The sequence below is a fragment of the Halomonas citrativorans genome, assembly GCF_014898005.1.
GTDB lineage: Bacteria > Pseudomonadota > Gammaproteobacteria > Pseudomonadales > Halomonadaceae > Vreelandella > Vreelandella citrativorans.
The window spans coordinates 113,876-126,508 of record NZ_JABUYX010000002.1; the positions used below are offsets into that span (position 1 = coordinate 113,876).

The following is a 12,633-nucleotide window of genomic DNA, read 5'->3' on the forward strand; positions in this document are numbered from 1 at the left end:
CCATGATGTATCGCGCTTATAACGTCACTATCGCTACCGGCTATGTGGGCTATGGCTGGCGATTTAGCGACGCGCGGTCGGTGCAAGCTGCCACCTCCGACCGTGCCCGTTTGGGTGGTAACGCCAATCAACGATGTCATGTGATACCGGAGAGTTAATGATGAATGCCCAGGCAAGCCTAGCCCCGATCAAGAATGCTAACGCCAATCCCCTTGGCGACAGTACGCCCAGCCCTGTTAATCACTTACCGACACCCGCCGAGTTACGCCAAAGCGTTGCCGTTGATGCTCGGTTAGGCCAGCAAATTTCTCAACAGCGAGAAGCGGTTCAGAAAATATTAAGTGGCCAGGATAAAAGATTATTGGTGGTGGTAGGCCCCTGTTCTATCCATGACCCGGACGCAGCGCTTGAGTACGCTGACCGTTTGGCGGTGCTAAGTGAGCAGGTGGATGAGCAGATTTTACCGGTAATGCGGGTTTACGTTGAAAAGCCGCGTACGACGGTTGGCTGGAAAGGGCTGGCCTATGACCCTGATTTAGATGGTCGTGGCGATATGCCCAAGGGCATTACCCTCTCTCGTGAATTGATGCATGCCGTTGCCGCCCGAGGCCTGCCGGTGGCCACCGAGCTGCTTCAGCCCATGCTCGCACCTTACCTGGATGACCTTTTAAGTTGGGTCGCGATTGGCGCGCGCACTACAGAGTCGCAGCTGCACCGTGAGCTGGCCAGTGACCTGGCCGCGGCGGTTGGGTTCAAAAATGCCACCAGCGGTGATGTGCAGGTCGCGATTGACGCCATACAAGCTGCCGCTCATGGGCACCAGCGCTTTGCTCAAGACAGTCATGGGCGCCCCATCATGCAGCAAACAGCCGGTAACCCGCATACGCATGTTGTGCTTCGCGGCGGGCATGGCGAGCCGAACTATCAGGCAGCGCACGTTCAGGCAGCTATCAAGGCGCTGCATGAGGCAGGTCAGAACCCACGTTTAATGGTCGACTGTAGCCACGCCAATGCACGTAAAGATCATCGCCGTCAGAATGAAGTAATGCTGGATGTACTGGCCCAGCGGCAGGCGGGCAACGCCAATCTGGTCGCCTTGATGCTTGAAAGCCACTTGTTTGAGGGCAAACAGCCGTTAAACCCTAGTGCACTGCGTTACGGTGTCTCGGTAACCGATGCCTGTGTTGGCTGGGAGGCAACCGAGCGGTTGTTAAAAATGGCCGCAGAACGATTAAGCGCACATTAAGCGACTCAGGCTTGTTTGCGTTGGTCAGCCCCGTATCATAGAGCACTCATTTGGATTGCGAGGTTGGCCATGGTTTTTACCCTTGAGCCGCATGATGTACAACGCTACCGTCGTAAGGCGCGCATGATTAGCTTTGCGATGGCGGGCCAACTGGTCATTTTTGGAATGCTGTTTTCCATGCTGCTGACCTCTGCCTTGGGCAACAGCCTATGGCTCTACGCGCTAGGTATCTTCCTGGGGCTTCTAGCCACCAGCGCACTCTTTGCGGTGCTGCGCGAACGGCCCTGGATGACCGAGATGCGCTATGTATGGCAGTTAAAGCAACACCTGTCGCAAATCAGGGGGTATTTACCTACGCTTAGGCGTGCACTTGAAGATGATAATCAAGCCGCGCTTAATATCGTGACCTTTTACCATCAAGGGATAACGCAGCTAGCCGAGCTAAACGGTCGTGAGCCCTCTCAAGACCCCACGTGGCTGGCTGAGAAGCATCACTTGGCGGAAAAACGGGCAGCATTGGGATTGCCGCCCAAGTTTGATACCTTTGATCCACAGGATCTACACGCCTTTAAGCGAAGCTAGTGCATTACACAATAAATCACGCGCGCAGGGAGCCTTGATAGATGACGTTTTTTACCCCCCTTCGATTAGCCGCTGTGGGTGCTTGTTTGATGGCACTCACCGGCTGTGCCTCTACGTCTTCACCAGTAGACGAGTCTGGGACAATGACCGTTAACAGCAGTGCCCCGTTGCTGCCCTCGGTACTTTTTGCTGGAAACGCCGACCAGTACCAGGGCTGGCACTGTCAGCCCGCTGACCAGAATTTAGTGACAGCGACGAATACTAATGACCTACGGCTTTGGTCGCTGCACGGTGCCTGGCAGCTGCCTCAAGCGGTCGTCGCTAACGGGGCTCGCTACCAGGATGGCAGTATCAGTTTTTGGAACCGAGGTAACCAGGCCATGGTGGAAACACCGCGTGGCCAACTGCAGTGCACCCTTGGTGAAGAGCGTAAAGTCCTTACTCGTGCAGAGCGGCCAGGCGTTATGTTTTTTGGGCATGGCAATGAGCCTGGCTGGGTGGTCGCGCTCGCACACGATTCCCCCACGTTAACCCTGGAGCTTAACTACGGCGAGGAGCGTATTGAACTGCCCTATATGGTGAGCGTGATGGACAACGAAGCGGGCCGGGTGGTGCTTGAAAACGCCCGCGTTGAGCCTTTCTTTCGGGTGCGTATTGAAGCGGGCGCTTGCTTTGACAATATGAGTGGTTTTCCCTTTCCTGCGCGGGTAACGCTCAGCTACGGAGGTGAGCAGTTCAGTGGTTGTGGGCAGGGAATCGCCCCCTAAGCTTTTATTTCAGCGCCTATCAGCCATCACTGCTAGCGGTGCGGTGGCCACCGCTAGCAGTGATATTGAAGCGGGTCAGCGCGCCAATCAGGCGAGATAAAGTCGCTTGCACAAAGCGCCATGGTATCTCCAGCGGCCCTTGCTGCGAGACGCGACAGCATATTTAGCTGCAGCCCACGTGCGCTCTCGATCTGCTCGCTTACATCCACGGGTATCCATGTATCATCCTGCAGCGCTGCGAGGGTGAAGCTGAACGGGTGAAAGCCGGGATAGCCCAGCCGAAGATCGGTAGCAATTAATGTTTCATGTCCCTCAATATTGATGGTGTCATAGCGCAAAAAAGGGCCAGTAAACCACATTAGCCGCTGGCCAAGCGGGCCCGACAACGCACTCTCTTCAAGCGCTATATTGCGGTGTAGCGGTTCCAAACGTGGCTGACGCTTGCCATCAAATACGCTAATCAGACCTTCATAATAGCGATCTTCATTGACCACGGTAGCTCGCCATAGCACCGTGTTAAAAGGGGTTGGTTGAACCAGTAAAGGCGCCTCCTCTAGCCCCATCTCGGCAAGAACCGTTGCCAGCCGGTGCTCAATGTTCAGCTTCGCTCCGGCTGCTAGCAATAAGTAAACACTTGAGATAGCCAGCGCGGCCGTAGCGTACTTTTGTACCTGTTTTGACGCGATGCCTACGATTAAACCAATTAGAAGAGGCAGGGTGTAGAGCGGGTCAATGATAAATACAATCGGCCAGGCGACCGGTGATGTTTCTAGCGGCCAGAAGAGCTGTGTGCCATAGGTGGTCAGAGCATCAAGCAGTGGGTGCGTGATTAGCGTGAGTGTAAAAAACCACCACCAGTGGATAAAGGAAATATCTCGTGCAGGGGCAAAACGGTTGCTAAGCAGGGCTAGTAACGTCGCGAGTCCGGTCAGTACAAATAACGAGTGGCTAAACCCACGGTGCTCGGTCACATTAGCGATCGCATCGCCATAGTCCAGCGCTACGTCGAGGTCGGGCAGCGTGCCCAATAGTGCCCCTATGAGAATGGCTTTACGGCCCAAGCGCCGACCCAGCACCGCACCACCAATCGCAGCGCCCAACGCCGCCTGTGTGATTGAGTCCACTAACGTCTCCTTTGAGATAGCCCTCAAATAGCACTATACAGATTTTTCTTTGAATTCGACCTTGTATAATAAATCCGTCTAATGGTTAGTTAAAGCAGGCCTTCATTTAAACCGATAGTGGTGCAGGTCGGGCTGAATAATGAGCTTTGACGAGCATTTGGGCATACGCTATCTGATATGCACAAGGTTTGCTGGTTAAGACCTATTCTGTTTCCATCCACATAATGGATATCCGCGTTAACATTCATTCACCGGCCTTAATGAAAAGGAAATAACATGCAGTTTTTACACACGATGGTACGTATCAGCGATCTGGATGCATCGCTTCACTTTTACTGTGACCTGCTGGGCCTTAAAGAAGTACGCCGTAAAGAGAATGAAAAAGGCCGCTTTACGCTGATTTTCCTTGCCGCCCCTGAAGACGAAGAGCGCTCAGCGCAGCTCTCCGCTCCCGAACTTGAATTGACGTATAACTGGGACCCTGAAACTTACACTGGCGGGCGTAATTTTGGTCACCTGGCCTATCGGGTAGACGATATTCACGCGCTTTGTCAAAAGCTCCAGGACGCCGGTGTTACTATTAACCGTCCTCCACGGGATGGACACATGGCATTTGTTAAATCGCCTGACGGTATCTCCATCGAGCTACTGCAAAAGGGCGACACGCTAGCACCTCAAGAGCCATGGGCTTCCATGGAAAACAGCGGCAACTGGTAAAACCTATAAGGTGATAATTATGTCCATGAAGACGTTAACGCTGCGTCATTGCTTGCTGCCCTTGTGTGTATCGGCGGCTTTTCTTTTGAGCGCGTGCAGCAGTTCGCCCGCGCCTCAAGAGAGTCATGAAGCGCCGAGCAGTGCGGAGCTTTCAGGAGCGATAGTGGATCAGCGCTGGGATCTTCTGTTGATCGGAACAGATGAGAAGTTAGCGTTTAATGAAACGCCGTTTTTTGAAATCTCTAGCGATGGAACGATCTCTGGTTATGACGGCTGCAACCGCTTTTCGGGGCAGGTAAGTCTGGGGGAAGGGCACCGTTTCGATGTTAAGCAGCTTGCCAGCACGCGCATGGCTTGTCCCAATATGGAGGATGCCCAGCAGGTAACGAATATGCTGGAAGGTGCTTATCGCTACCTCATTGACCATGACCGGTTGGTCTTTTTTGGCCCAGATAGCCGAGTACTTGGCGGCTGGCGTGAGGGAAGCTAGCATCATCGCAACAGCGCGTGGGAAGTGTGATTGACGAAGCCTACCACCTGCCATAGCTTCGGCGTATACGTAGAGTTATAGATAAACTATAAAAAACGCTCGGCTCCATTAAGAGCCGGGCGTTTTAGGCTGAACGAGTTACGTCCGCGGTTTACAGCGCTTCAATCTTGGTTTTCTGTTCTTGCAGCAGTTTTTTAGCCGACTGGAACTCGGCAAGCTTGCCGCGCTCTTTTTCGACGACTGCATCGGGGGCTTTAGACATGAACCCGGGGTTGCCCAGTTTTTTCTCAATGCCAACCATTAGCTTGTCCTGCTTTTCGATCTCTTTATTCAATCGAGCAAGCTCGGTGTCTTTGTCGATTAGATCGGCCATCGGCACCAGAACTTCCATATCGCCTACTAATTGCGTTGCTGAAAGCGGGGCATCGTTGGGGTTTTCAAGCCAGCTTGCGCTTTCCAGCTTGGCCAGCTTGGCCAGGAAATGGCGGTTACTTTCCAGGCGCTTGGCGTCTTCCGGCTTGCCTTTGGTTAACAGCACGTCCAGCGGCTTGCCGGGGGCTATATTCATCTCGGCGCGAATGTTACGCACAGCAATAATGACACCTTTCAGCCACTCGATATCGTGGGTGGCCTGCTCGTCGATCTTGCTCTCATCGGCTTCCGGCCATGCCTGAAGCATCAACGAAGCGCCTTCACCCATAAACGTGCCCGCCAAGGGGGAGACGCGCTGCCAGATCTCTTCGGTAATATACGGCATCATCGGATGCGCCAGGCGCAGGATGGTTTCCAGCACGCGCACCAGCGTACGCCGTGTGCCGCGCTTGGCTTCAGCGGAGGCATTTTCGTCCCACAGCACTGGTTTGGAAAGCTCGAGATACCAGTCGCAATACTCATTCCAGACAAACTCGTAGAGCGCTTGCGAGGCGTGGTCAAAGCGGTATTCGTCCATCGCCTTGGTCACCTGGGCTTCGGTCTTCTGCAGCTCGGAAATGATCCAGCGGTCGGCCAGCGACAGTTCCACCTCGCTGCCCTGACCTTGAGAAGCGATGCCGCAATCTTCGCCTTCGGCATTCATGAGCACGTAGCGCGAGGCGTTCCACAGCTTGTTGCAGAAGTTGCGGTAACCTTCCAGGCGGTTCATATCAAATTTAATATCGCGCCCAGTGGTGGCCTGCGAGAGGAACGTAAAGCGCAGCGCATCGGTGCCATGGGCTTCGATACCGTCTTTAAATTCGTCTTTGGTCGCTTTGGCAATCGCCTTGGCTTTTTGCGGCTGCATCATGTTGCCGGTGCGCTTTTCAAGCAGTGCATCCAGCGTAATGCCGTCGATAAGATCAATCGGGTCGAGTACGTTGCCCTTGGATTTGGACATCTTCTGGCCCTGCCCATCACGCACTAGACCGTGGACATACACGGTTTTGAAGGGCACTTGGCCGGTGAACTTCAGCGTCATCATAATCATCCGGGCTACCCAGAAGAAGATGATGTCAAAGCCTGTCACCAACACGCTGGTGGGGTGGAAGGTTTCAAGTTCCGGGGTTTTTTCTGGCCAGCCAAGTGTGCCAAAGGTCCATAAGCCTGAGCTGAACCAGGTGTCCAGCACGTCTTCGTCCTGAGTCAGCGCTATATCAGCGCTCAGGCCGTGCTTCTCTCGGGCTTCGGCCTCGGTGCGGGCAACGTAGACGTTACCTTCGGCGTCATACCACGCCGGAATGCGGTGGCCCCACCATAGCTGGCGGGAAATACACCAATCCTGCAGGTCGCGCATCCATGCAAAATACATGTTTTCGTAGTTCTTGGGCACGAACTGGATGTCGCCTTTTTCCACTGCCTCGATAGCGGGCTTGGCAAGGTTTTCAACCGCCACAAACCACTGGTCAGTCAGCAGCGGCTCAATCACATCACCCGAGCGGTCGCCATAGGGCAGGGTGTTGTTAACAGCTTCCACTTGCTCCAGCAGGCCAAGTGCGTCCATATCGGCGACAATCTGTTTACGCGCTTCAAAACGGTCAAGGCCTGCGTACTTGGCGGGCAGGCTAGCGTCTTCTTCCGGCTGGGGCTGGCCTTTAAGGTTGAAGATTTCCGCCTGCTCAAGAATCGTGGCGTCTTTGGAAAAGACGTTGATCAGCAGGTGGTTTTGGCGCTTGCCGACTTCATAGTCATTGAAGTCGTGGGCCGGGGTGATTTTCACACAACCCGAACCTTTCTCCATATCGGCGTGTTCGTCGGTCACTACAGGGATGCGGCGGCCCACCAGCGGTAGCTCAATAAACTTGCCCACCAGCGAGGCGTATCGCGCATCTTCTGGGTTGACTGCAACGCCGGTATCGCCCAACAGGGTTTCGGGGCGAGTAGTGGCCACCACGACATAATCCTTGCCATCGGCGGTTTTAACGCCGTCGGCCAGCGGATAACGGAAGTGCCAGAAGCTGCCTTGCTGCTCCTTGTTCTCCACTTCCAGGTCGGAAATCGCCGTGTGCAGCGTCGGGTCCCAGTTGACCAGCCGCTTGCCACGATAAACCAGTTTCTCCTCATGCAGGCGCACGAAGACTTCCTGAACGGCTTTATAGAAACCGTCATCCATGGTGAAGCGCTCGCGACTCCAATCAACGCTGGCGCCCATGCGGCGCAGTTGGCGGGTAATGTGCCCGCCAGACTCCTCCTTCCACTCCCAGACCTTATCAATAAACGCATCGCGGCCCAGGTCGTGGCGCGTTTTGCCCTCTTCTGCCGCGATCTTGCGCTCAACCAGCATTTGCGTGGCGATACCGGCGTGGTCGGTACCTACCTGCCACAGCGTATTGTTACCCTGCATTCGCTTCCAGCGCGTCAGGGTATCCATGATGGTGTCTTGGAACGCGTGGCCCATGTGCAGGCTGCCGGTGACGTTGGGCGGCGGAATCATAATGGAGAAAGGCGCGCCCTTACCCGAAGGGGCAAAGCGGTTATCGGCTTCCCAGCGCTGATACCAGCGGGTTTCAATCTGTTCGGGTTGGTAGGTCTTTTCCATGGGGAGTCGGCTCACAACGTGCAAAAAAATGGTGACAAGTATAGCGCGATAAGAGGCAGAGCGTCAGGCCTTTGCCGAGGGGAGATGTAACCCACGCATCGCGATTAAACCCAACACAGGGCCTGGCAACAACCACCAGATAACCGCCACGCTCTGGCTTGCCCAAAGGGCGGTTACCAAGGCAATGGAGGGGATGGTCAAACCAAAGCCGATAGCGTTCATCATGGCCAAGGCCGCGCCCAGCCGCTCGGCGGGCGCGTGGGCCGATGCCAGCGCCGAAAACTGCGCTGAATCGGCAATCACGCTAACACCCCAAACGCCCAGCAGCGCCAGCAGTAACCAGGGTGAAAGGCTGCCCAATAGCGGGTAAACCAGGCAAAGTACGCCCGATGTTAATAGCGCCACAAAAGCGACGTGGGCGCTACCTGCTTTCCGGCTCCACCGACCAGCCCACACGCAGCCAGGCAGGCCAAGGGCAATAACGGCAAAGCTTAGCCACGGCTGCAGGCTTGCTGACGCATTGAGCCGCTCAAGCTCGCGGCTAACCAAAAAGGGCACCAGCGCCCAGAATGCATAAAGCTCCCAACAGTGGCCGAAGTAGCCCAGTGCGGCTTTGCGAAACGAGCGCTGCTTGAACGCACCAAGTCCGGCCCAGGGGCGCCCGCTTCCGGCTTTGGCGGGTAGGTGGGGGCCAACGCCTAGCCGGAAAACCATCAACGCTGCGACCAGCGCCAACAGCGATGCCAATAGCAGTGGCCATTGCCAGGGCAGGTGCAACGTTAATCCGCGCAGTAAATGGGGCGAGGCGATGCCTAGCGTTAACATGCCGACAAGCCAACCCAAGGCCGCGCCCGCATGCGAAGGTGTCCAACTCACCACCAGCTTCATGCCCAACGGGTAGATGCCTGCCAGGCATAGGCCGGTGGCAAAGCGTGCCACTGCCGCCAGCGTTATGCTGTCGGCAACGCCAATAAATGCCGCGTTGATAATCGCACCGAGCACTGCTGACAGCGCAAACAGATGGCTTGCCCGCATGCGGTCGGCAAGGCCGGTAATGGCGATTAGTAGCGTACCGGTGATAAACCCGGCCTGCACCGCGATGGTCAGTAAACCGAGATCACCTTCACTAAGACCCACCGCCTCCTGCAATGCCAAGCCAACGCCATTAACGCTAAACCACAGCGAGGTGCCAAACAGCTGAGCAATCACAATCACAGCGAGCGGATGGCGAGTTAAAAAAGAGGCAGACATCATCATACACTTCCGCTAATTGGTTATTGTTAGGTGCAAAAGTTGTTGAAGCGTTACCCAAGCTTGTGCGGCACCACTTCGTGGCCCAGTTCTTTATAGCGCTGCCAGCAGGCGCGTTTGGCGACCAGAACGTGTTGATGCTGGTTGATAATTTCGGCAACGCGCGCATAGCGCTCAATGCCATCAGGAATATCGGGGTGCAGATTGAGAAGCGCGGTTTCTGCTTTGGGCGTAGGCAGGGTTTGCCAGCCCAGCGTTATCGGTACGCTGGCCGCCATTTCACTGTCTTCAAGCGCGTGGGGCAGGTAGGCGTCTTCGCGAAAATTCCACAGGGCTGCGTCAGCCTGCTCGGCCAAGGCCTTGTCTTCGCAGTGAAGGTGTAGCCGGTAACCCTTACGCCAAATGGTTTCGGCCAGCTTACAGGCGAATGCCAAACGCGCTTCCAGGGTGGTATCCGGGAGGATATAAAAATCGATGCGCGCCATAGCGGCTCCAGCTCTTTCAAAACGCGTTTAAAACAGTGCCGCCGCCAGGGCTGGCGGCGGAGGGAGGCATTACACCAACCGGGTGAGCCAGCCGTGTTTGTCTTCACTGCGCCCGTACTGCACGTCGAGCAGCTTTTTACGAATGCGCATGGCCACTTCGTTGCCACCGTCGCCGTTCAGGCGAATACGCTCATTTTCCGTCACCAGCTCGCCCACCGGAGTGATGACTGCCGCGGTTCCGCAGGCGAACACTTCGGTAATCTCGCCGGACGCCGCGCTTTCGCGCCACTCGTCAATGCTGATGGGGCGCTCTTCGGGGGTTAAACCTTCGTCTTTCGCAAGTGTGAGCACCGAGTTGCGGGTAACGCCTTCCAGAATGGTGTCGGTTAAGCGTGGCGTCACCAAGCGTCCATCCTTGAAAACAAAGAACAGGTTCATGCCGCCCAGCTCTTCAACCCATTTGCTTTCCTCAGCGTCAAGGAAGGCCACTTGGCCACAGCCGTGAGCTTCGGCCTCTTTTTGCGCGGCCAATGAGGCTGCGTAGTTACCGCCGCACTTGGCAAAGCCGGTGCCGCCTGGGGCTGCCCGTTTGTAGTGCGAGGAGAGCCAAATGGAAACCGGGCTGATGCCGCCTTTAAAGTAAGACGCTGCCGGAGAAGCGATCACGTAGTAGTCGACTTCGTGGGCCGGGCGCACGCCCAGGAAAGCTTCCGAGGCGATCATGAACGGGCGAAGGTAAAGGCTGCATTCGTCGGCATCGCTTGACGGCGTGGGCACCCAGGTCGTGTCCTGAGCCAGCAGCGCCTTGATGGAGCCAATGAAGTCTTCATCGGAGAGTTCTGGCAGTGCCAGGCGGCGGGCGCTGCGGCGGAAGCGCTCGGCGTTTTTCTCCGGGCGGAAGGTCCAGACCGAGCCATCGGCATGGCGGTAGGCTTTGATGCCTTCAAAAATTTCCTGGCCGTAATGCAGGACCGATGCGGCCGGGTCGAGCGTCAGCGGGCCGTAGGGGCGTACCTGATGGCCGTGCCAGTCGGCATCGACCGTCCAGCGGATATTGACCATGTGGTCGGTGAAGTGCTTGCCAAAACCTGGGTTGGTCAGGATGTTGTCACGAATGCTGTCGGCCGTTGGCTGATTGGACGGCAGGATTTCAAAACGAGTCGTAGAGCTAGTGGGCACGGCGTGTTTTCTCCGCTAGAGCCAGGCCCCGAAGGGCGATATAAGCGTGTCGTTAGCGTAGCGCGTGCCATAAACGATAGAGCACACGCTAATACTTCCAGATTTAACGGTTGTGGCACTCAAAGGCAACCATTGAGCGCACGATCCGTGCGATTAGTTGGCGCTGATTTCTACCTGGCCGTCGGCTTCACGGTCCAGCAGGTACTGGGAAAGCAGGCCTACCGGGCGGCCAGTGGCGCCTTTCTGTTTGCCCGAGTGCCAGGCGGTACCGGCGATATCCAGGTGCGCCCATGGGAAATGATCGGCAAAGCGCGATAAAAAGCACGCAGCGGTAATCGTACCTGCCGGGCGCCCGCCAATATTGGCCAGGTCGGCAAAGTTGGATTCCAACTGCTCCTGGTACTCATCCCATAAGGGTAAATGCCAGGCGCGGTCCCAGGAGGCTTCACCGGCTTCCAGCAAATCGAGCGCCAGGTCGTCATCGTTGGAGAGCAGGCCCGTCGCGTGGTGGCCCAGGCCAACAATCACCGCGCCTGTTAGCGTGGCGATATCGACAACGCTTGCTGGTTTAAAGCGCTCGGCGTAGGTCAGTGCGTCGCACAGTACCAGGCGGCCCTCGGCATCAGTATTAAGCACTTCAACCGTTAGACCTTTCAGCGTTTTAATAATATCGCCAGGCTTGGTGGCAAGGCCATCGGGCATGTTTTCTGCGGCGGCGACAATAAATACCAGGTTGAGCTTGGGCTTGAGCGCAAGCATGGTCTTCACGGTGCCGAATACGCTGGCGGCGCCGCACATGTCGAATTTCATTTCGTCCATGCCTTCGCCGGGTTTCAGCGAAATGCCGCCGGTGTCAAACGTGATCCCTTTGCCTACCAGGACGTGGGGGGCTTCTTCACTCTCCGTCGCACCGTTGTACTTCATGACAATCAAGCGCGTAGGTTCGTGGCTGCCTCGGCCAACCGACAGTAGTGAGCCAGCGCCGAGGGCACCCAGCGCCTCTTCGTCGAGAATGTCCACCTCTAACGCGCCGTTGGACGCCTTGCCCAACTGCTCTGCCTGTTGGGCCAGGTAGCTTGGCGTGCACACATTGCCCGGTAAATTGCCCAACGTGCGGGCGTAGTTGATGCCTTGGCCAATCGCTGCGCCAATCTGGGCGCCTTGTTGGGTAAGTGTCGCGTTTTCAGGCTCGCTAAACAGCGTGAGTGCGTTAAAGCGTGCTAAAGGCGCTGGCTGCGACTTAAATTGGTCAAAGCGGTAAACCGCGCGTTCTGCGGCCTCCAGCACCTTACGCGCTTTCCAGCTGCTGTCGCGGCTTTCAAGAGGAACATCATTAAACGCGATGCTTGCTTCATCGACGGGCAGCTTGGTCAGCGCCACCATGGCCGCATCCAGCGCTTTTAAAAAGGCGCCTTCCTGGCACTTTTCGCGCTCTCCGAGGCCTACTAACAAAAGCCGTTCTGCGCAAAGCCCCGGCGCGAAAGGAATCATCTGTACGTTGCCAAGAGCAGGATCGAAATCGCCGCGCTCAAGCAACTGACCGATTAAACGTTCACTGGCGTCGTCCAGGCTGGCGGCCGTGGGCAACAAGTCGCTACCTTTAAACATGGGGATGACGAGACAAGCCGTTTCGGTTTTGGCCGGATTGGCGGTCTGAACGGAAAATTCCATAACGTCTCCAACAAGACAAGCATCGAGGGATTCGGGATAATGCCCCGTACTGGGTGTTGGGTTAGTGTACCCAAGCCATGGGCGCATTGCATGGCATCCTGCACGATTAGC

At 56.1% G+C, this 12,633-nt stretch carries 12 protein-coding genes; 6 read left to right on the forward strand and 6 right to left on the reverse strand.

Translation table 11 applies throughout. The annotated features are described in order from the left end of the window. Positions 1 to 2 precede the first annotated feature (2 nt). The 4 genes from INT20_RS03645 (at position 3) to INT20_RS03660 (ending at position 2,595) form a co-directional block, all read left to right on the forward strand. A complete protein-coding gene (locus tag INT20_RS03645) occupies positions 3 to 158 on the forward strand; it encodes a hypothetical protein (protein ID WP_172118479.1) in 156 nt (51 codons plus the stop codon). A gap of 2 nt (positions 159 to 160) precedes the next feature. Then, positions 161 to 1,246 carry a 3-deoxy-7-phosphoheptulonate synthase gene (locus INT20_RS03650; RefSeq protein WP_226912044.1) on the forward strand — a complete coding sequence of 362 codons (1,086 nt, stop codon included), beginning with the start codon at positions 161 to 163 and terminating at the stop codon, positions 1,244 to 1,246. A gap of 69 nt (positions 1,247 to 1,315) precedes the next feature. Further along, positions 1,316 to 1,828, forward strand: coding sequence for a DUF3087 family protein (locus INT20_RS03655; protein ID WP_193056451.1), 513 nt, complete (start codon positions 1,316 to 1,318; stop codon positions 1,826 to 1,828). 41 nt (positions 1,829 to 1,869) lie between these two features. Continuing rightward, positions 1,870 to 2,595 carry an MliC family protein gene (locus tag INT20_RS03660; RefSeq protein ID WP_193055221.1) on the forward strand — a complete coding sequence of 242 codons (726 nt, stop codon included), beginning with the start codon at positions 1,870 to 1,872 and terminating at the stop codon, positions 2,593 to 2,595. Between the two features lie 53 nt (positions 2,596 to 2,648). On the opposite strand, the gene INT20_RS03665 is transcribed toward INT20_RS03660, so the two are convergent. Continuing rightward, positions 2,649 to 3,719: a metal-dependent hydrolase gene (locus INT20_RS03665; RefSeq protein WP_193056452.1), complete on the reverse strand. Its 1,071-nt coding sequence runs from the start codon at positions 3,717 to 3,719 to the stop codon at positions 2,649 to 2,651. Between the two features lie 276 nt (positions 3,720 to 3,995). Between INT20_RS03665 and gloA the strand changes: the two genes are divergently transcribed. Together gloA and INT20_RS03675 are read left to right on the forward strand one after the other, a co-directional pair. Then, a complete protein-coding gene (gene gloA / locus INT20_RS03670; RefSeq protein ID WP_193056453.1) occupies positions 3,996 to 4,436 on the forward strand; it encodes a lactoylglutathione lyase in 441 nt (146 codons plus the stop codon). Positions 4,437 to 4,455: 19 nt separating this feature from the next. Beyond that, positions 4,456 to 4,926, forward strand: coding sequence for an META domain-containing protein (locus INT20_RS03675; protein ID WP_193056454.1), 471 nt, complete (start codon positions 4,456 to 4,458; stop codon positions 4,924 to 4,926). Between the two features lie 151 nt (positions 4,927 to 5,077). Here the strand turns inward: INT20_RS03675 and INT20_RS03680 are convergent, their stop codons facing one another. The 5 genes from INT20_RS03680 to INT20_RS03700 form a co-directional block, all read right to left on the reverse strand. Next, the gene (locus INT20_RS03680) at positions 5,078 to 7,936 is read right to left on the reverse strand and encodes a valine--tRNA ligase (protein WP_193056455.1); all 2,859 of its coding nucleotides are present in this window, start codon (positions 7,934 to 7,936) and stop codon (positions 5,078 to 5,080) included. Positions 7,937 to 7,999: 63 nt separating this feature from the next. Further along, positions 8,000 to 9,190 (reverse strand): MFS transporter, encoded by a 1,191-nt coding sequence (locus INT20_RS03685; protein WP_193056456.1) that lies wholly within the window; start codon positions 9,188 to 9,190, stop codon positions 8,000 to 8,002. Between the two features lie 50 nt (positions 9,191 to 9,240). After that, positions 9,241 to 9,672, reverse strand: coding sequence for a DNA polymerase III subunit chi (locus INT20_RS03690; RefSeq protein ID WP_193056457.1), 432 nt, complete (start codon positions 9,670 to 9,672; stop codon positions 9,241 to 9,243). A 69-nt stretch (positions 9,673 to 9,741) separates the two neighbouring features. Beyond that, positions 9,742 to 10,851, reverse strand: coding sequence for a branched-chain amino acid aminotransferase (locus INT20_RS03695; RefSeq protein ID WP_193056458.1), 1,110 nt, complete (start codon positions 10,849 to 10,851; stop codon positions 9,742 to 9,744). A gap of 153 nt (positions 10,852 to 11,004) precedes the next feature. Continuing rightward, complete coding sequence (locus INT20_RS03700) at positions 11,005 to 12,522, reverse strand: leucyl aminopeptidase (RefSeq protein WP_193056459.1); 1,518 nt, start codon at positions 12,520 to 12,522, stop codon at positions 11,005 to 11,007. Between the last annotated feature and the right edge of the window lie 111 nt (positions 12,523 to 12,633).